General features: G+C 34.4%; 17 protein-coding genes. 6 read left to right on the forward strand and 11 right to left on the reverse strand.

The features are described 5' to 3' along the window. Positions 1-425 precede the first annotated feature (425 nt). Genes PC_RS01360 through gcvPB form a run of 5 tightly spaced genes read left to right on the forward strand, consistent with a single transcriptional unit; the run spans position 426 to position 5337 of the window. Positions 426-1064: a DOMON domain-containing protein gene (locus PC_RS01360; RefSeq protein ID WP_011174830.1), complete on the forward strand. Its 639-nt coding sequence runs from the start codon at positions 426-428 to the stop codon at positions 1062-1064. Positions 1065-1086: 22 nt separating this feature from the next. Continuing rightward, positions 1087-2166 (forward strand): glycine cleavage system aminomethyltransferase GcvT, encoded by a 1080-nt coding sequence (gene gcvT / locus PC_RS01365; RefSeq protein WP_269474200.1) that lies wholly within the window; start codon positions 1087-1089, stop codon positions 2164-2166. Then, entirely contained in the window at positions 2163-2531 is a 369-nt protein-coding gene (gene gcvH, locus PC_RS01370; protein WP_011174832.1) for a glycine cleavage system protein GcvH, read from the forward strand. Before gcvT ends, gcvH begins: the two co-directional genes overlap by 4 nt. Continuing rightward, on the forward strand, positions 2532-3872 hold the full coding sequence (gcvPA, locus tag PC_RS01375) for an aminomethyl-transferring glycine dehydrogenase subunit GcvPA (protein WP_011174833.1): 1341 nt from the start codon (positions 2532-2534) through the stop codon (positions 3870-3872). A gap of 22 nt (positions 3873-3894) precedes the next feature. Then, complete coding sequence (gcvPB, locus tag PC_RS01380) at positions 3895-5337, forward strand: aminomethyl-transferring glycine dehydrogenase subunit GcvPB (protein WP_011174834.1); 1443 nt, start codon at positions 3895-3897, stop codon at positions 5335-5337. A gap of 1 nt (position 5338) precedes the next feature. Here the strand turns inward: gcvPB and PC_RS01385 are convergent, their stop codons facing one another. Beyond that, complete coding sequence (locus tag PC_RS01385) at positions 5339-5725, reverse strand: hypothetical protein (RefSeq protein WP_011174835.1); 387 nt, start codon at positions 5723-5725, stop codon at positions 5339-5341. 21 nt (positions 5726-5746) lie between these two features. Between PC_RS01385 and alkB the strand changes: the two genes are divergently transcribed. Further along, positions 5747-6394, forward strand: a complete 648-nt coding sequence (gene alkB / locus PC_RS01390) for a DNA oxidative demethylase AlkB (protein WP_044044713.1) — start codon at positions 5747-5749, stop codon at positions 6392-6394. 354 nt (positions 6395-6748) lie between these two features. Here the strand turns inward: alkB and PC_RS01395 are convergent, their stop codons facing one another. The 10 genes from PC_RS01395 to nqrE form a co-directional block, all read right to left on the reverse strand. Next, positions 6749-8641, reverse strand: a complete 1893-nt coding sequence (locus PC_RS01395; RefSeq protein WP_044044715.1) for a heavy metal translocating P-type ATPase — start codon at positions 8639-8641, stop codon at positions 6749-6751. Beyond that, positions 8631-11846 carry an efflux RND transporter permease subunit gene (locus PC_RS01400; RefSeq protein WP_011174838.1) on the reverse strand — a complete coding sequence of 1072 codons (3216 nt, stop codon included), beginning with the start codon at positions 11844-11846 and terminating at the stop codon, positions 8631-8633. The genes PC_RS01395 and PC_RS01400 overlap by 11 nt, the downstream gene beginning before the upstream one ends. A gap of 2 nt (positions 11847-11848) precedes the next feature. Then, a complete protein-coding gene (locus PC_RS01405) occupies positions 11849-12991 on the reverse strand; it encodes an efflux RND transporter periplasmic adaptor subunit (protein ID WP_011174839.1) in 1143 nt (380 codons plus the stop codon). A 4-nt stretch (positions 12992-12995) separates the two neighbouring features. Beyond that, entirely contained in the window at positions 12996-14291 is a 1296-nt protein-coding gene (locus PC_RS01410) for a TolC family protein (RefSeq protein WP_052278621.1), read from the reverse strand. A gap of 1056 nt (positions 14292-15347) precedes the next feature. Next, positions 15348-15779 (reverse strand): hypothetical protein, encoded by a 432-nt coding sequence (locus tag PC_RS01415; protein WP_011174843.1) that lies wholly within the window; start codon positions 15777-15779, stop codon positions 15348-15350. Beyond that, positions 15757-16560 (reverse strand): hypothetical protein, encoded by an 804-nt coding sequence (locus tag PC_RS01420; protein ID WP_011174844.1) that lies wholly within the window; start codon positions 16558-16560, stop codon positions 15757-15759. Before PC_RS01420 ends, PC_RS01415 begins: the two co-directional genes overlap by 23 nt. Positions 16561-17323: 763 nt before the next feature. Continuing rightward, positions 17324-17671: an IS630 transposase-related protein gene (locus tag PC_RS01425; protein ID WP_011174845.1), complete on the reverse strand. Its 348-nt coding sequence runs from the start codon at positions 17669-17671 to the stop codon at positions 17324-17326. A gap of 352 nt (positions 17672-18023) precedes the next feature. Further along, the gene (locus tag PC_RS01430) at positions 18024-18410 is read right to left on the reverse strand and encodes a hypothetical protein (protein WP_011174846.1); all 387 of its coding nucleotides are present in this window, start codon (positions 18408-18410) and stop codon (positions 18024-18026) included. Beyond that, positions 18407-19168: a hypothetical protein gene (locus tag PC_RS01435; RefSeq protein WP_011174847.1), complete on the reverse strand. Its 762-nt coding sequence runs from the start codon at positions 19166-19168 to the stop codon at positions 18407-18409. The genes PC_RS01430 and PC_RS01435 overlap by 4 nt, the downstream gene beginning before the upstream one ends. A gap of 568 nt (positions 19169-19736) precedes the next feature. Then, the gene (gene nqrE / locus PC_RS01440; RefSeq protein WP_011174848.1) at positions 19737-20480 is read right to left on the reverse strand and encodes an NADH:ubiquinone reductase (Na(+)-transporting) subunit E; all 744 of its coding nucleotides are present in this window, start codon (positions 20478-20480) and stop codon (positions 19737-19739) included. Between the last annotated feature and the right edge of the window lie 24 nt (positions 20481-20504).

Here is a 20504-nt window from a genome sequence, read left to right on the forward strand (position 1 = left end):
TTAGAACGGACAAATGTCTCTTTAACTCGTCAAGATCAAAAAGATGGTATCAATACAGAAGAAGCTTTTATTCTTCCTGTAACGGCTTGGTCCAATTTATCCACTCCAGTTAATGGAGATTTAGCATTTTTCCAAGTTAAAGAAAAAGGGGAAGATGTTTCTAAAAAGGAAGTTGCTATTGCTGAGCAAACTAAAAAAGCTCAAGCCATTTTATCAATAGATGCTCAAAAAGTGTTAATGCACCACATCTTAGATAAAATTAAAGCTAAAGATGCTATTTCATTAAGTTACCTTCAAGTTTCCCAAGAGACTTCAACAGACGAATCAGCATTAGCAAATCCTGATTTTTAAATATTAAGAATCAGGAATCATATAACAATGATGGTTCCTGATTCTTTTTTACACGAAAGGGAAATTCTAGTTTTATGGATGAAAATGAATCTTTTTCTTTGAATCCTATTGAGTTTTTTGCTTTATCCTGTGATTGTCATCACTTAGCAAAAAAAGAACAGGTGCCTACGTGGCCGTCATTTGGTTTACCAGACACTTCATCATTAACTCATGAGTATTTGTTTTCTAAAGTTGCTATGGGATGGCACGAAGAAGGTATTGCTTGGCAAATCCAGGTTGACCAACCCTACACAAGATCTTCCTATCCTGATTTAACGAAAGGGGACAGTGTCGAGTTGTTTATTGATACAAGAGATTTGAAATCCGCAGGATTCAATACCCGGTTTTGTCATCATTTTTATTTTCTTGCTGAACCTTTAGAAGGAAATAGATGTGGAGAAAAAACGCATTTTCGAACAGAAGATAGCCATCCTTTGTGTGATTCGCAACTCCTACATAGTCAGGCACAATTAGCGAAAGATTCATATAAATTAAAAATTTTCATTCCAAAGCAATGTTTATATGGATATGATCCCAAACAATTTGATCGTTTAGGCTTTACCTATCGAATTAATCGCGTTGGTGGTCATTCTCAACACTTCTCGGTTGTTTCAGAAGATTTTCAAGTAGATCAACAACCCTCTTTATGGGCATCGGTAAAGCTTATTAAGTAACACCAAAATCCAAATTAAAATAATGCAAACTGCTTTATATTCTCGCCACCTTAATCTTCAGGGTAAAATGATTGATTTTGCTGGATGGAGCATGCCTATTCATTACAAAGGTATTTTAGCAGAGCATCAAGCTGTGAGAGAAAAAGTTGGGTTGTTTGACGTCTCTCATATGGGAAAAATCGATGTTCGAGGACCTGATGCAGAGCGTTTTTTAGATTACCTTTCCACGAATCGCATTATGGGAAAAGGATCAAACACAGCTACTTATACTGTTTGGTGTAACTCTCAAGGAGGATCTATTGATGATGTTATCATTTATCGTCATTCTTCGACCTATTTTTTTGTCATTGTAAATGCAAGTAACCGCCAAAAAGATTTAGCTCATATGCAAAAGCAGGCAGCTGAGTTTCAAGTGACTATTCAACCTCAATTTGAAAATTCTGGGATACTTGCTTTACAAGGACCCTTCTCGTTTCCATTAGTCGACATGCTTTTTCCAGGAAACTTATCATTAAAACCTATGTCGTTTACGTCGATCCAAGAACTAGATCAACCTTTGATTCTTTCGCGTACAGGTTATACCGGAGCTGGAGGATTTGAATTTTATGGTACAAATGAACAAATAATCTCCTTATGGGATCGCCTGCTTAATACAGGAAAAACTTTTGGAATTGAACCTATTGGGCTTGGAGCAAGGGATACACTTCGTTTAGAAATGGGTTTTGCTTTATACGGGCACGAAATATCAGATACCATTGCCCCAACTGAAAGTGTATCTGCTTGGGCAGTAAAATTTGATAAAACTGATTTTTTAGGAAAGCAAGCCTTAAAAAGCCTTGAGGCAACACCCATAAAGCGAATGGCATATGGGGTCAAATTAAAAGAACCTGGTATCGCTAGACAAGGCTATCCTATTTTTAAAGATGGTATTAGAATTGGAGAGGTTACCTCAGGTTCTATATCTCCTTCTTTAAATGAAGCCGTTGCTTTAATTTTAGTAGATACACCACTCAAAATCAAACAAGATATTAAAATACAAATTCGGCAAACACAATGCCACGCTGAAGTGGTTCAATTGCCTTTTATTAGGAAAAACAGATGAAATATACAGATTCTCATGAATGGGTTGTTTTAGAATCGACTGATGTAGCTCGTATTGGTGTGACGCAGTTTGCGCAAAAAGAACTCGGTGATATTGTTTATGTTGAACTGCCAACTCTACATAAAAAAGTTACTGCTGGACAGGAGGTGGTGGTTTTAGAGTCTACTAAAGCGGCCGCTGATGTTTATTCTCCTGTTAGTGGAGAAATCGTTGAAGTGAATCAAAGTTTATCTACTCAGCCTGAACTCATTAATCAGTCTTCCGAAAAAGAAGGATGGTTATTTAAACTTCGTTTATCTAATTCCTCAGAATTAGACTTATTAATGGATGAAAAGGATTATCGTGCGATGTTAAACGGAGCATAAATGGATTTTATTTCAAATAAAACTCCTCAAATTGAAGCCATGTTAACTGAAATTGGGATTCAAAATGTTGAAGAATTATTTAAATCAATTCCTTCTTCGTTGATTTTGCAAGCTCCTAGCGTAGATGACGGGCTTTCTGAATATGAGGGAATTCAATTAATAGAGTCATTAGCGGTACGTAATACTTTTCCTAATTTAGTCAGTTATTTAGGAGCCGGAGCCTATGAACATCATATTCCAGCCTTAGTGGGAGCTGTCTGTAGTAAATCTGAATTTTTAACTGCTTATACTCCTTATCAGGCCGAAGCTTCTCAAGGAATGCTCCAAATTATTTTTGAATTTCAATCTGCTATATGTGCATTGACGGGAATGGATGTTGCCAATGCATCTGTTTATGATGGAGCTTCTGCTTGTGCTGAAGCAATTTTAATGTCTCTTAGACATCATAAAACAAGGAGACAAATTCTCCTTTCTGACAGTTTACATCCCCACTATAAAAAAGTTATTGAACAATACCTCAAAAGTCAAGATTGTGAATTAATTACTGTTCCTTTTCTACAAGAAGGAACTTTAGATGCCTCTTTTTTAAAAATGTATTTAAATGATCAAACAGCTGCGATTCTTTTACAATCCCCCAATTTTTTTGGTTGCATAGAAGATGTTCAACCTATTACTGAAATGGCTAAATCTCAAGGAGCCTTAACAATTCTTTGTGCAAATCCTATTTCTTATGGACTGTTGTCTTCAGCTAAAGAATTAGGTGTAGATATTGCTGTAGGTGATTGTCAACCATTTGGACTTTCTCTTTCTTTTGGAGGACCTTATGCAGGCTATATGGCTTGTAAACAAGAGTTAATGAGACAATTGCCAGGCAGGATTGTTGGGGAAACATTAGATGTTCAAGGGAGTCGTGGTTTTGTTTTAACACTCCAAGCACGAGAACAGCACATTAGAAGAGAAAAAGCGACTTCCAATATTTGTACTAATCAAGCTTTAGCAGCTTTAGCTAGTTTAGTGGCAATGCTCTGGTATGGCAAAGAGGGTGTGAAAGAATTAGCATTAACGAATTATCAAAGAGCAAATTATTTGAAATTTCACTTAGGTAAAATTTCTACAATTAATGTTTGGAATCAAGGAGCTTCATTTAATGAGTTTGTTGTTGATTTTAAGCAAGATTCTAATCAAGTTTTAGAGTTTTTTCGGTTAAATGGAATTGAACCTGGGATCGAACTAAAACGATATTATCCTTCTTTAAAAACATGCTTACTGATTGCTGTAACGGAAACGAAAAATCAGATTCAATTGGATCAATTCATTAAAGTTTGTAAAGAACTCTTTTAAAATCTCATTTTGTGAAAACGTTATGACAAAAACCATTTTTGAAAAATCACAATTTAAACAAAAGGCTTACAGTCTTCCTTATTCTTGGGAAAATTTAAAAGAATTCTCTTTACCTAAGAAGTTTTTAAGACAGACCTCTGTTCCACTGCCTGAAGTTTCTGAGATTGATTTAACTCGTCATTTTGCAGTTCTTGCTAAACGTAATATGGGAATTGATACAAATTTCTATCCTTTAGGTAGTTGTACGATGAAATTGAATCCTCGGATCAATGAATGGTGTGCAAATTTGCCTAATTTTACTAGGGTTCATCCATTAGCTCCAGATCATACCGTACAAGGTAATTTGCAAATCATTGACGAACTCATTCAAATGTTATGTAAAGTCAGCGGAATGACGGCAGGTTCATTGGTTCCTAATGCAGGAGCTCAAGGGGAGTTTGCTGGTATTCAAATGATTGCTGCCTACCATCAACATCACGGGGATTTTGAACGAAATGAATTACTTATTCCAGATAATGCTCACGGCACAAATCCGGCTACAGCAGCAATGGCGGGATTTAAAACAATTTCTTTAAGAACAAATGCTCAAGGGGATGTAGATATTGATCATTTGAAAAGTCTTGTTTCAGACAAAACAGCAGGGCTGATGTTAACAAATCCTAATACGCTTGGTTTGTTTAGTTCGGTAATTAAGGAGATAGCTGAAATTGTTCATAAAGTTGGTGGTTTTCTGTATTACGATGGGGCCAATCTTAATTCCATTTTAAATGTTGCGCGGCCAGGAGACATGGGATTTGATGTGATGCATATCAATCTTCATAAGACATTTTCAACTCCTCATGGTGGAGGAGGTCCAGGGTCTGGACCTGTTCTTTGTGGAGATCTTTTAAAACCTTTTCTTCCTAATCCAAGAGTAGAAAAAGAGAATGATCATTATGTGGTCAAGTGGAAGGATTCGATGAGCATAGGACAAATAGCGTCTTTTCACGGTAACTTTGCTATTTATTTAAGAGCTTATTTGTATGCCAAATTGCATGGTCATTATGGGTTAAGAAAAATTGCTGAAGTAGCTGTTCTCAATGCTAATTATTTAAAAAAGAGAATCTCGAAATTATTTAACATTCCATTTGAACAATTTTGCATGCATGAATTTGTAGTACAGGCCGATAACTACTTAGGAAAAGGAGTTAGGGCATTAGATATTGCGAAACGTTTATTAGATTACGGCGTGCATGCACCAACCGTTTATTTCCCTTTGATTATTAAAGAGTGTATGCTCATTGAACCGACAGAAAGTGAATCTAAAAACACTCTTGATCAATTCGTTTCAATTTTAGAAAGGATCGTAGCAGAGATTCACCAAGATCCCCAAACTGTAAAAAATGCTCCTCATCAACAATCCGTTAGTCGTCTAGATGAAGTGTTAGCAGCAAAAAGGCCTATTTTAAAACACCAAGCTGATTGATTTATGAGCCTTTGCTTCGCGTTAAATAGAGATATTTGATAAACATGCGGACTAGATAAATGAGAAGTGAAATGGTGGCAAAAATAAACAATCCTAAATAGATGAATTCAATCGGATGTTGATAAGATAAATGAAACAATAGCTGCCCATTTTCTCGGTCAATCAAGAATGATCCTAAGAGGACAATACCGAGGTAAAGTCCAAAAAATAAAAAACCCAGACCAAACGTCATCCAAATTTTTTCTCTGAAACCTCTTAGCAAATGACTTAAACGATATCTTTTTCCTTTAATTAAGAAAACTAAATAGCGCATACTAGTATAACTCATCAATGCAATGACAATAAGCCCTAATAAAACGCCTATCCATTGACCCATATTTAAAGACATTTGAATACCTATGTATTTTTCATGATTATGAAAGAAGATTTATTTGAAAATCAAAGAAAAGATATGATTTTAGGTCAAGGTGCTATTTTGTTTGCGGGTTTGGCCAAAAAAATAGACAAATCTTTGTTATCTTCAGTACAGGAAATTACTCAATTAGCACCGTTTCGTCATATGAAAACATCTGGAGGATTTGATCTATCTGTCGCTATGACAAATTGTGGTTTGTTAGGATGGGTGACAGATGAAGCGGGTTACCGCTATCAATCCTTTGATCCTTTAAGCGGGCTTGTATGGCCAAAGATTCCACCTCTTTTTTTAGAACTTGCTTTAGAAGCTGCTGAAAGGGCTGGTTATTCTTCTTTTGTTCCTAGCGCTTGTTTGATTAATCGCTATGTTCCCGGAGCGAAAATGTCTCTTCATCAGGACAAAGATGAAGACGATTTGGATTCACCTATTGTTTCTGTTTCACTCGGCTTGCCTGCTACTTTTCAATTTGGAGGATTCAATCGTACCGATCCTCTCCAAAAATTATTACTTATACATGGAGATGTAGTTGTTTGGGGAGGTAAACTACGGTTGGCTTACCATGGTATTCTTCCTTTAAAAAGTGGGCATCATCATTTAACGGGATCGACGCGTATTAATTTAACATTTCGCAAAGTTTTTTAATTTTTTAGTTTCCGTGTAAATTATTTCGACGATTTTTTAAGCATCCATCAATCTAACAAAGAATCTATTTTTAATGCCTGTCTTGTTCGCTTTAGGCCCATCATAATGACAACAGTTACCAGCGATCATGGGAGTGATTTCAATAGTTTTAGCAATTTGGTTCAATAGCAGAGGCTCGCTAACCTTTAGGGCTTGTTATCATTGGAAAATTGCTTTTTTCTTAGTCAATCACTCTTTTTGTTATACTTGCTATTAACACTCTGTTTAGAGCGTTTTAATAATAAATGAATTTTTAAGAGCACCAGAGCATTTTCATTGATTTACCCTTATCTGGGCTTAGTAAACTGAATGCATTCAGCTCTGACTAGATTTTGGTTTAAAGTTCATTAATTTCAAGCTATTCAGAATGACAAGTAATGTTACCCCAACATCTGCAAAAATAGCTAAAGCTAAGTTAGATATACTTAAAAGAGCAAGAATAATAAAAAGAATTTTCACGGACAAAGCAAAAGTAATATTTATTTTAATTGTAGAAAGGGTTTTTCGACCAAGTTTAATCAGATAAGGGATGAGAGATAAATTATCATTTAAAATGACGATAGAGGCTGCTTCTAATGCTGTATCGCTGCCAAGCGAACTCATTGAAATACCAACACTTGAAAGCGCTAGTGCAGGTGCATCATTGACTCCGTCCCCAAACATGGCAACTGTGCGATACTCTTTTAATAATTCTTCGATAGCTTTTGATTTGTCCTGAGGAAGAAGATTTGCTTTAACAACTTGAATCCCCACTTGTTGAGCGATAGAATGAGCAACATTTAAATGATCTCCAGTTAACATAATGGGATAAACTTGTAATTGTTTTAAATCAGCAATAAATTGCGCACTATCTGATCTGATTTCGTCTTCCAGAACAATTATCCCTTCGACTTTTTTATGAGTACTGACTGCAACAACCGTTTTTCCTTTTTTTTGATAGGCATCGATGAGATCTATAAAGTCTTGAGGCAAATGATGTTCTTCTAAAATGAATTCCAATTTTCCGATACAATGATGTTTATCATCGCAAATCAAGCAGTCCGCTTTGGCACCTTTCCCAATAAAACTTTCAAAGTTTTCGACAGGATGTGGGGTAAGATTTTCTATTTGAGCGGCTTGGACTATACTTTGAGCGAGAGGATGTTCAGATAATTTTTCGATGCCAGCTGCACAACTTAAAAGTAATTCTTTAGAATGATTTCCAAAAGGAATCACATGAGTGACGATAGGCTGGCCTTTTGTGAGGGTTCGGGTTTTATCAATTGCCATGGCATTCACTTGCCCCATAGCTTCGAGATATTTTCCTCCTTTGATTAAAGCTCCTTTTGAAGAGGCATGGCCGATTGCAGAAAAGATAGAAATAGGTGTTGAAATGACGAGTGCACAAGGACAAGCGATAACGAGAAGAGCTAAAGCATCTGCTAGCCCTTGATTAAAGGGTTGATGCAAAACTTGCCAGTTAAAGAATGTCCAAAAAGTCGCTAATAAAATCACAAAAGGGGTATAAAATTGAGAAAAAATTTCAATAAATTGTTGCGTTTTAGCTTTGTGCTTAGTGGCATGAAAAGTTAATTCTCGAATTTTTTCAATGGTTGAATCCGATGCGGTTTTAGAAACTTCCATTTCAATAAAACCTTGTTTGTTCAAACTTCCTGCAAATAGTTCATCTCCTGTTCGTTTATCTTTAGCCAAAGGCTCCCCTGTAATCGCTGATTCATCTACAAAGGAACTTCCTGATTTAACGATTCCATCTAGAGGGATCATTTGGCCCGGTTTAATTAAAACAACTGTTCCAATTTTGACTTGAGAAATATCTATAGGGAGCTCTTGATCTTTGATGAAGACTGTTTTTGGTATTTTATTGAGAAAGGAGTCGATAGCAGACTGACTTTTTGCAATGCCCACATCTTCTAATCTTTCTGCTAATGTAAATAAAATAATAACAATGGTTCCTTCGGGATATTCGCCTAAATAGAAAGCTCCTACAACAGCGATGAACATCAATAAGTTAATACTTTTAAAATTCAAATTAAATAACGCTTTTAAACCATGCCAAAGTGTTTCTCGCCCAAAAAAAAGAGTGAAGGTAAGAAAAAAAGGTAAGGCAATTTCTTTAGGAAGGTGAATGCCCCCTAATGAAAGAAATTCAAAGACAGCAATAAATAAGGTACCTGCTATTAGCCATAAAATTTTGGGTTCATTCCACATAATTGATATCTCTGTAACGTTGTTTAGCTGCAAAAAGTTTATATAATGCTGGAAGAACTAAAAGTGTCAAAATGGTAGCGCTAATGATTCCTCCAATCACAACAGTTGCCAAAGGTTTTTGCACTTCTGCTCCCGTTCCTGATGCTAACGCCATCGGGATAAATCCAAATGAAGCGACTAAGGCTGTCATTAGAACGGGGCGGATGCGTTGAAGAGCCCCTTTTTTAATGGCTTTTTCAATGTGGCTTTCAGTATCGCGGAGTTGATTAATTGAGGTAACTAAAACAAGCCCATTTAAAACAGCGATGCCAGAAAGAGCGATAAGCCCAACTGCAGCAGAAATAGAAAAGGGCATGTTTCTTATCCATAGAGCCAAAATCCCTCCTGATAATGCTAAAGGAACGCTTGTAAAAACAAGTAAAGCATAACGGGCAGAGTTAAATGCAGAATAGAGAAAAATAAAAATTAACATTAAAGCAATTGGAATGACTATAAATAAACGATTGCGAGCTGAAAGGAGGTTTTCAAACTGTCCGCCCCAATCTAACCAATAACTACTTGGAATTTTGACTTTGTCTCGAATTTCCTGCTTCGCTTGTTCTACAAATGTTCCTAGATCCGATCCTCGAACATTGGCTTGAATGGTAATAAATCGTTTTCCATTTTCACGTCTGACTTCATTGAGGTTATTTTGAATATTTAAAGAAGCAACTTCACCAAGTGAAATATTTGAAAAATAAGCTTTTTTAGATTCCATTTTTAGGGGAATGGGTAGTTGACTAATTGTAGTAAGGTCTTCTCGTGATGAATCAGGAAGTTTTACAATAATATCAAATCGGCGATCTCCTTCAAATAACTGACCTGCTTTTCCTCCTCCTAAAGCAATAGAAACGACTTCTAAAATATCTGAAACATTTAACCCCAATCGACTTGTTGTCTCTCGATCAATTTTAATATCTAAAACCGGAAGACCACTCATTTGAGACACTTTTATATCAGCCGCTCCTGGAATTTCTTTTAAGACTTGGAAAATATTCTCAGCCGTTTTTTCCAACAAAGAAAAATTATCTCCATATACCTTCACAGCTAAGTCACTGCGAACTCCTGAAATTAACTCATTGAAACGCATTTCAATAGGCTGTGTAAATTCATAATTATTGCCAGGAACGAATTGAACAGATTGTTCAATTTTATGAATTAAATCTTCTTTAGTCAGTTTCGGATTAGGCCATTCTTCTCGCTTTTTTAAAATAATAAAAGTATCTGAAACATTGGGAGGCATGGGATCAGAAGCCATTTCAGCAGTTCCTGTTTTAGAAAATACGAATGAAACTTCTGGCAGTGTAAGAAGTGTTTTTTCTACGTCCTTTTGCATTTCTGTTGACTGGGATAATGAGGTGCTTGGAATACGCATAACATGCATGGCTAGATCTCTCTCATCTAAAGTAGGAATAAACTCTTCGCCAAGCCTGAAAAAAAGAATGAGTGAGATAAAAACAACTATTAATGATGACAAAGTTGTGGCTAAGGGAAAATGCAACACTTTTTCGAGAACGGATTGATATATTTTTTTTATGAAATGAACAAACCCCTTTTCATTTTCTTGCATATTTCCTTTCACAAAAAGAGAAATCATTGTCGGCACAAATGTAAGGGAAAGAATAAATGCCGAAATTAAAGCCATAATTACTGTCATGGCCATCGGATAAAACATTTTTCCTTCTACCCCTGATAATGTTAAAATAGGAACATAAACAGTGATAATAATAGCTTGTCCAATCACGGTCGGTTGAATCATTTCCTGGCTTGCGGCTAAAACCTCTTCAGTTCGTTCTTGTTTAGTTAAATCTCTATTGATGGTCTTTCTTTTGAGAGAAAGTCTTCTTAAACAATTTTCTGTAATAATAACAGCTCCATCAATAATAAGTCCAAAATCAATGGCACCAAGACTCATTAGATTGCCACTGATTTGTGTGTGTACCATTCCAATTGCTGTCATCAACATCGATAAAGGAATGACTAAGGCAGTAATTAATGAAGCTCGAAAATGTCCTAAAAAAGCAAATAAAATCGCAATAACAAGAATGGCTCCTTCGCTTAAGTTTTTCGCAACTGTATCAATGGTGGCATTAACAAGCTTTGTCCGATTGAGCACAGGAGTAATGATTACATCTGGAGGAAGCGTGCGAGCGATTTCAGAAAGTTTTTGTTCAACAGCTTGAGACACAGTGCGACTATTAGAACCTATTAACATGAGAGCGGTTCCAATAACTGATTCTTTGCCATTGTGAGTTGCACTTCCTGTGCGCATTTCTTTCCCAATTTTTACATCAGCAATATCTCGAATGCGAATGGGGATACCTTCTCGTGTGGCAACAACAATTGTCTCTATTTCCTTAGGATTGTTTAATCTTTCATCTGATTTAACGAGTAATCCTTCTCCTAATTTTTCAATATAGCCAGGACTAATACTTAAATTATTTTTTTGTACGGCTTGAATAAGGTTATCAAAACTTAATCCCAATGCAATCATTTTTTCGATGTTGGGCTCAATGTGATATTGCAGAACATACCCTCCGATCGAATCAATTTCAGCTAGTCCTGGGATGCTCTTCAATTGAGGTTTAATGATCCAGTCTTGTATAGTGCGCAGATAAGAAGCTTTTTCTTCTTCATTTTTTAAAATTTGTCCTTCTTGGGTTTGATAAGAACCATCAACCATCCATCCTGCGAGTTTTCTATTCTCATTTTTTTTAGAACGAGGGATAAAATCAACTGTCCACATATAAATTTCGCCAAGTCCTGTAGAAAGAGGACCCATGTGAATTTCAGCACCTTCGGGAAGATTTTTAATCGCTTCATTTAATCTTTCATTAATCTGTTGCCTAGCAAAATAAATATTGACGTTATCATCAAAAATAGCTGTAACTTGAGAAAAACCATTTCGTGATAAAGATCTTGTCATTTGAAGGCCAGGAATACCTGCTAAAGCTGTTTCAATCAAATAAGAGACTTGCTTTTCTATTTGAACAGGAGATAAACCACCTAAAATGGTATTGATTTGAACTTGATTATTAGTAATGTCAGGTACAGCATCAATGGGTAATTTAAAAAAAGAAAAAATTCCATAGCAAGCTACTAAAGAAGTGAAAAGGATAACTTTAAGTGGATGATATAAGGAATAGCGAAGGATTTTTTCAATCATCCCTAATCCTCATGTTCAGCTGAGTTTTTTCCTAATTCAGCTTTTAATAGAAATGTTTTGTTTACAACATAGGATTCCCCAGGTTTTAAGCCAGAAAGAATTTCTGTATTTTTTCCATCACTTTGACCAAGCTGAACAATTCGCTTTTCGAATTCGTTTTTAGAACCGACAAATAAGATTGGTTGATCATCGATCATTTGAATCGCATCATTGGGAACTACGAGAGGACAGGGCAGTTGATCCGTTTCGATTAAAGCTTTGACAAAAACTCCCGGACGCCAATCTCCTGTTTGATTATCAAGTTCTGCAATCGCTTTAGCTGCAATTGTTTCATCTGCCACAATAGGACTGACATAAATGAGTCTAGCTTGCGCCAATTTATTTTCACTAGGTATTGTAACGACAACCGATTGTCCAGCTTTCACTTTATACAAATCTTTAGGATAAATGCCAATTTCAACCCATACTTTAGAAAGATCAGCTACTTCATAAATGATATTTGTATTTTCTATGAATTCTCCTATTGTAATATGCCTCATGATTACTGTTCCATCGATAGGAGAGCGTATAGAGTAGAGTCTCAAGTTAGGCTCACTTTGGATGGCTAATTCCTCTATTTCGCTTGAAAGTAAACCAAATGCTTGCAGTTTCTGTTTAACTAGCTGAAGATTAATGAAAGATTCTTCATATCCATTCTTAGCATTGAGATAATCTTGCTCTGAAGAAATTTTTTCTTGAAAAAGCTTTTTTTCTCTTTTTAAGCTCGATTGAGCTAATTTCTTGCGACTTAAAGCAGCCAGAAAAGCCGCTTTATAGTCTGCCATGTCACTACTTTCTAAGATGGCCATTATGTCTCCACGTTTGACTAAATGACCAAGGTTATAACTAGCCTCACGAGTAATTCCAGAAACTTTTGGAACGATATGAGCTAATTGATCGGGTTGAAGAATAATTTTTCCGGGTGTAGAAATTGATAAAAAGAGGGTTCCAGCTCCTGCTTTTTTTATCCTGATACCAAGTTGTTTGATTTGATCTGTTGTCAAATAAACAGAATTTTCTTCGTGCTCTTCTTGAGAATGAGAAAATAATTGAACTGATGAAAGTAACATACACAGAATAAAATAACGGAAGGAGTTTCTGTTCATAAAGTTAATCCAGTTGACTGTTTAAATAGTCCATATCGGCACGTTTGGTGTGGTAATTGATTAATGTTTGAATATAGTTTTCTGTGATTTCAAACAATGTTCTTTGAGCATCTAATACGTCCAAATATTCGAATTTTCCTTCTAAATATCCTTTATGCGCTAGTTCAAAAGCTTGTTTCGCTAAAGGAAGAGTTTTGCTTTGTATTTCTTGGGCTTCTAAGTAAGAGCGATTAAATTCTTCATGAATAATAGACAATTTAGACTGGAGAGTAAGGGCTAGCAATCTTTTCTGTTCATCAACTTTTAACATTTCAAAATAGGCTTCTGAGATGTTGCCTTGATTTTGGTTAAAAATGGGAATAGGGATGGATACTCCGGCAATTAATCCCTGATTTTTTTCTTCATAATTGATTTTATATCCTACTTGCATAGTCACATCAGGAATACGATTCGCTTTTTCCAATCGCCAATGATGTTTTGCATTTTGAAATTGATAGAGCAGTTGAGTAATTTCTGGTTGATTGCAAAGATCTTCAATGTAAGTTTGAAGTTCTTTCGGCATTTCGAGGTCAAAAAAGGGAAATAAGACGGTTTTAAAGTCAGGACACGTTTCAGCCCAAAGCAAAGATAATCTTCGTTTGGCATTTTTTAAATCTATTTGAGCTTTTTCAGAGTTAATTAATGTTAGAGAATAAGCCACTTGTGCTTTATTTTGTTGGATTAAAGAAACTTTACCAGCCTCCACTTTTTTTGTGGCAATGTCTAGCATTTCTTTAGCAATTTGTGATTGTTGAATTGCGTTTTTTAAAAGTTCCTGGTTGGCAGCTACTTGTATGAAAGCGCGATGAAGACGGTTTAGCAGGACAAGTTTTGAAATATCATAACCCACCATAGCTGCGTAATAGCGATAAGATGCAGCTTGCGTTCGTATTTGCCGTTTATCCCCAGTTTCAAATAATTGAGACCAAATATAGCTCTCTTCTCGATGATTCCAACCTTTCCAGGTGCGTCGACCAGAGAAGTTTTCGACTTCATAGCTCAGAACGGGACTAGGAGCGAGCTGGGCTTGTTTAACTGAAGAGTATTTAGCAGAGGATTCTTTTTTGGCAATTTGTAGAGAAGGTGAAGCGGTTAAAACGCGATATACGGCCTGATTCAAGTCTAAAATGGGGAGATTGCTTTCCCTATTTTCATCTACTTCGGCGTGTAAAAATGAAAGAGTAGGAAATCCAAAAGTTTTCAACACGAAGAATATAAAAAAAGGATATGATGCTAAAATTTTAACGAATTTGGAGAACATCTATCCTCTCTATTTATTCAACCCGAGTTTTCAAGCGCGTCATTCCGAATAAGAAAGGCATACTCTTGTTAATTAATTTCTTCAACAAAATAGATTGAGATTAAGAATTTATTCGACAGAAAATTTTATCATTTTTGCCGTGTTGAAGATTTGTTAATTGCTCATCAAAACCTTTCAAGATTTAAGGATTTTGGGTGAGATTCTGTTGATTTAAAGCTTGTTTATTAAAAAATCGGTTTGTAAATAATTTTTTTTGAATACAAAAGAAAGTTTTTTTGCTTTATTCGAAGTTTAAGAAAGATGGGAAAAACAAAATTTTATTTACACTCCTCAATCATTTTTGCAACCTATAAATAAAACCTTTACACTAATTCCTTTTATTTTCAGCAAACAAATCCAATTTTTTCTAAATACTTGTTATATTCGTTAAAATAAAAAATTTGTTCTAAAGTCATAAGATTTGATTTCAGACAAACTAATTTAGTTTTGAGTTATCCAAGATAAACTTACTATACAAAACACGATTTTGACACGATAAATAACCTGAGTTTTGGATTGATGCTGATTTTATTGCCCTTAGCCAAAGCTGCTATGAGGAAATGGAAATTATCAAACAAGAAACTAGAGTACTTAGGCAAGACGACAACTAGCTTGCACAAGCATTTAAAGCTGGCAAAGAGCTTACACAAGAAGAAATAGAAGGGATACACAAGTAATCAAATCAGCTAGCCAAAGTAAGATGTGCAAGGAATTTGAAAAAATGTAAAAGAACTAAAACAAAGACACAAATTGAAATATTGGATTCAAGAAGCAGAAAAATTTAAGCGATTAATGGAAGAGATCAACAAAAAGTGCGATATTTCAAAGGGTATTTCCAGTTCCAGGATATTGGGTTTATAAAAATAAAGAAAAAATGCTTATGAGGTTTAAGCGCTATTTTCATGCGCGTCAAAAAGGTTAAATGATTACAGTCTAATAATATGCTTTTTCCCATCCTCAAAAAGATGGAAATAGAGGAAACAATATTTTATCTTAGAATAGATATCATTTTTTTGCCTAAACTGACAAAGCATTTTCGGAATAACGATTTATCATGTGTAAACAACAAGGTTGTTGAACATTAACGACTGTAAATAAATGAATATGGAGATCAATTCCTGTTAATTTAGTTTTCATTGAAATAAGCCCTTTTGCCAAGAAACAGACGCATCGGTTGATAAATTCAAATATTTGAAATAAGATTTTAAAAATAGGCTGGGCAATAGCGATTATCTTTAACCAAAAAGGTTTTTCTTGAGCAATTTCTTGGTTAGCACGGCAAATTTCGAAGATAGGTTGGGAAATAGTGACTAACTTTAACAAAAGAAGTTTTTCTTGAGCAATTTCCTGATTCAAGCGAGGTCTTTTAAAAACTATAAGATTTGATAGTTGTGGTGATAGGGAATCAGGGGGTATAGTGTTAGAACTATATGGATTGATGTTGTTCATACGCTTCTACCCTTTTACGATGAATTTTCAAAATTTCCCATGTTTTAAAATGATTGTCAACCAAATTTTGATAAAAGGGAGTATCAGCATATTGACGAAAGAGATCAGGTATATCTTTCATCGCACGATAATGAACTTTCGCAAAAATTTCAGCTGGTATTGTTATTTCGCTCTTTTGTTCACTATCAATGATAGTCCATGAGTCATATGTTAAACCAATATTACGTTCTTTTTCGGAGACTAAACGGAAATTTTCTAGCTTTGTTTTAGGTAGTTGATTAAGAAAGTAATTCGCATATTCCTTTGGCGAAGGAAGTAAATCTGCTTCGATTATTGTTGTTAGGTTTACAAATTCCTTTCCATAAAAACAATCTAACATAAAAGCTGGAAAAAAATTGAGTAGCTCTCTATACACGCCTGTTTCCACTAATTTAATACATTCTTGGTACTCTTTAATAGCTTTATCCGCAATTTGTTTAGTTTTGTCAAGTTGTATTGATAATGCGTTAACATCTTTTAAGTAGGAAATTTCTTTGCATTGATAAAAATAAAATTTGTAAAGGCCAAAACTAAGGTAGATGGGAAGTTGCGTCGATATATCAGCCAAAAATTTCATTTTACAAAAAGAAGAGGGTGGGGAACCTATTTTATTGAAAAATTTCTGTGCGGCAGCGTCGACCGTAGAAGGAGGGGAGGAAGGAAAGCCTGATTCATCGATTTGAACATCTTTACAAAGCTCTATATACGAGTTACAAAAATCGATACAAAGATTGATTGTCATAATTACCTCCTCTATTTACTAATTTAAAATTCAACGTTTTTTTTGAGCTAAGCTTAAATGTCTTTTTTATTTTAACTGTTATCAAATTTAAAAAGCATTTTACTTTTATCCGCAGTAAAATCAAAACCTGCAGAAAACAGATTAGATTAATCAAATATTTTTTAATAAAAAAAAATGATGCGCATTTTTTTATTTAAATTACCATTTTAATATAAAAAGCATCTTTCAAATATTCTAAAAAGGGGTTTTTTCTCTATAGTATTGCATTATAAAAAAAATAATATAATGAAAAAATCCATGCTATTTAATCAAACAAAGCGAAACAGCTCAGAAAAAAAATTATTCAAAAGAATAAATCATTAAAAACTAGAAAGAAGTTGGTTCACTACGATTAACTCTAAACGAATCTTGAATGAAAACTATTTTGAATAAATGCTCAGTCATTTCATTTACTGCAATTTTGTAATGAAGCACAAATGCTAAAAACGAAAACTGAGGTTCAAAATTAGCCAGAAATTGCACAAAGAAGAGAATAATTTAAATTATATGTAATTGAATTTAATTGTGCACGTAAGTGCATATTTGACAAAAAGAATAATTATTGGCTTTTGCAAGGTTTGATAATTTGTTTAAACTTAACCGGGCTAATTGTTTAAAATTTGCCCAGAAAACTTCAAGACGTTGTAGATACTCATTGATTCCACTTTCATCAAGATAAACACAATCTTCTTCTGCTATCTTTTCTAATTCTTTTTTAAACTCCTCACGTTTTTTCTAATCTCTTTCTTTGTAAAATAAGGCCTTTTTTTAAAGTGATTTTAAGCCTTTTACAAGCATAGAATATAGAGGAAGGATCTACATTAAATTCTTTCGCTATCTCTTTCAAATAACTATCAGGATATTTTTTAATATAGCTCTTTAGTTGGTCATTATCAATTTTAATGGGGTGTCTTTTTCTTGGTTTATCTTCTAAACATCCATTTCTTTGGCGTTTCAGCCAGTTAAACACTGTTCTTAACGCTATACCGAAAACTTGTCTGACTTCTTTTGCAGAATGTCCAGTTTCTAAATAGTTGAGTGCTTTTTGCCTTAAAACTTTGGAATATGCCATAACTTTTTAACTCAAACTATATCTATATGCACGATTAAATTCAATTAACTATAAAAGCAAGTAAGGCTTGAAAAATCTTAGTGGTTAAACAAGAAGGCGATTAATTTGTTAGCTGCAAAGCTTTTTACGGTGTTTTTCAGAAGTAAGGCTTGGATGAAATGAAAAATAAAGGAATGAATTTTATCGTAATCGACTACGGAAAAAAAAATACTTATAAAATTCAAAGGTTTTTTTGACAAATGTCAAAGCAGTTTTTAGCTTGGTTAAATTTTATTAGTATACACTTTTTATCATCAAAAAGATGAAAATAGGGGAAACAATATTTTACCTTAGAATAGATATCATTTTTTGTCTAAACTGATAAAGCATTTTCGGTATAACGATGTGCTATGTGTGAACAACAAGGTTGTTGAACGTTAACAACTGTAAATAAATGTATATGGAGATCGATTCCGACTAATTTAGTTTTTATTGAGATAAGCCCTTTTGCTAACAAACAAGCACATCGGTTGATAAATTCAAATATTTGAAATAAGATTTTAAAGATAGGTCGGGCAATGCTATATATTTTGACCAAATACCAACTCCATTTACCTATTCTATCAATAGGTACGAGTACCCGGATAATTGTTCGGATCAATTGTTTTTGATAATCTTTTGGATCATCAAATTCAAAACGTTTACAAGTGTAGCAAGGCTCAACAATAGTGCTAGAATCACAAGAATTGATATTATTCATAAGCTTTTAACTCTTTCTGTATTTTTTTGGAAAAGCTCGATTGTCTCTAAATCTCTGGCAATTAAAACTTTTTCTAAGAAATTATCAGTGTGGTGTTGAAATAAACGCTTTATGTCTTCTATTGCACGATGATGAACTCTCGCAAAAATTTCAACGGGGATTATCGTTCGCGTTTTCTGCTCACAATCATCTATAGCATATAAATCAAATGGTAAATCAATGTTACGCATTTTTTGGATGACTAAGCGAAAATTTTCCAACTTCGTTTCAGGCACATGACTTATAAAGAGGTCTATCAATTCTTCCAATTGACAATTTAGGTCTGATTCAATCGTTATTTTCACAAATTCAGGTCCATACAAATAATTTAACATTGACATTGGTAAAAATCTAAACATTTCTCGGCCCATGCCCTTTTCCATTAATTTAATGCATTCTTGATAATCGTGAATTGCTTTATCGGCAAGTTGAGTAATTTGATTAAGTTGTATTAATATCGTAGGATCTGTTGGATCAGAAATATCTTTAATTTGATAAAAATAAAATTTATAAAGGCTTAAGCTAAGGTGGGTAGGAATTTGAGCTGATATTTCGCTCAGAAATTTTGCTTGATAATGACAAGAAGGAGAACCAATGTTTTTAAAAAATTTTTGACCTGCTTCTTCTGCAACTGAATCGGAAACGGAAGAAAGACTTTGTTCACTAACCTGAAAATCTTTACAAAGCTCTATAAAAGAGTTAAAAACATTATTTATCATAATTTCCTCCAATTAATTTTGGACATTGTAAAAATTGGTCATTTTTTTGTAGTCAAGCTTAAATGTTTTTAAGTTTAACAGTTAGCTAACTTAAGAAGCATTTTACTTTTAGGCGGAATAAAGTCAAAACCTGCAAAAAACAGATTAAATTAATTAAATATTTTTTAATAACAAAAATTTGATGTGCATTTTTTTATTAAAATCATAATTTTTATATAAAATTCATTTCTTTGACGGTTCTGCAGAAAATCAATTTAATTGGTACTTTGGCAAGATGTTTTGGTTTTATGAAGGATGGTATGCTTGTTATAAAAAAGCTTACGATAAATCGATAGATCCTCTAGCAGCATTATTAATTGCTTCTGGCTGGATCTCATAGCGTTTTCGGCATTCCGTCTATTACGGAGCAAGAAACTAAATTTATTTAAAAAAAGCTTTAAAAGAAGCGTTACTTACAAAGTAGCTCTTATGATGAAAACTTTTGCCTTCGGCATAATTTGAAAGAATATTTAGGCAATTTTTTGTAAAAAATGACGAATAATCCTTTGGACTGTTTTTAAGATAATTCTTATTTGCTTAACGTCAATGTTTCCTGAGAGGAAGAATCATCCGATAACGCCAATTCTTTTAAAGGTTGTTCAGAAGTAGCTTCTGGTGGCGAAGGATCAGCAAGCTTGATACCAGTAAACCCCATAAATGCCATAGACATTAATCCTGACATGATAAAAGTAATCCCCATTCCTTTTAATTCGGGAACCACATTAGATATCGCTATTTTTTCTCGAATAGCTGCAATCAAAGCAATGGCAAGCCACCAGCCTACAGCTGAACCAAAGACGTAAATAAGGTTAGGGAAAAAAGGATAATCTCGAGTCACTGCAAATAAGCAAGCTCCTAAAATCGCACAATTGACTGCAATGAGAGGAAGATAGAGTCCAAGCGACATATAAAGGGCGGGAGAGACTTTTTCAATGATGATTTCGAGGATTTGTGTAAAACCTGCAATCACAGAGATAAATAGTAGAAACTCCAAAAAACCGAGATTGACTTGAGAACTATCTATTCCGAATGCACTTAGCCAGGTTAAAGCTCCCGGGCCTGTCACAAAACGATGCACAAACCAATTTAAAACTCCAGAAACTGTCAATACAAAAACAACAGCGATACCCAATCCATTAGCTGTTTTTAGCTTATTAGAACAGGCTAAATAGGTACACATTCCTAAGAAATTGACAAGTAAAAAGTTCTCAATAAATACAGCTTGTAATAACAAACCAAAAAGGTTTAGCACGCTGTAGGGTCCCATCCACATGACAAAGTCTCCTCTTTTCAATAA

Source organism: Candidatus Protochlamydia amoebophila UWE25 (assembly GCF_000011565.2).
GTDB lineage: Bacteria > Chlamydiota > Chlamydiia > Chlamydiales > Parachlamydiaceae > Protochlamydia > Protochlamydia amoebophila.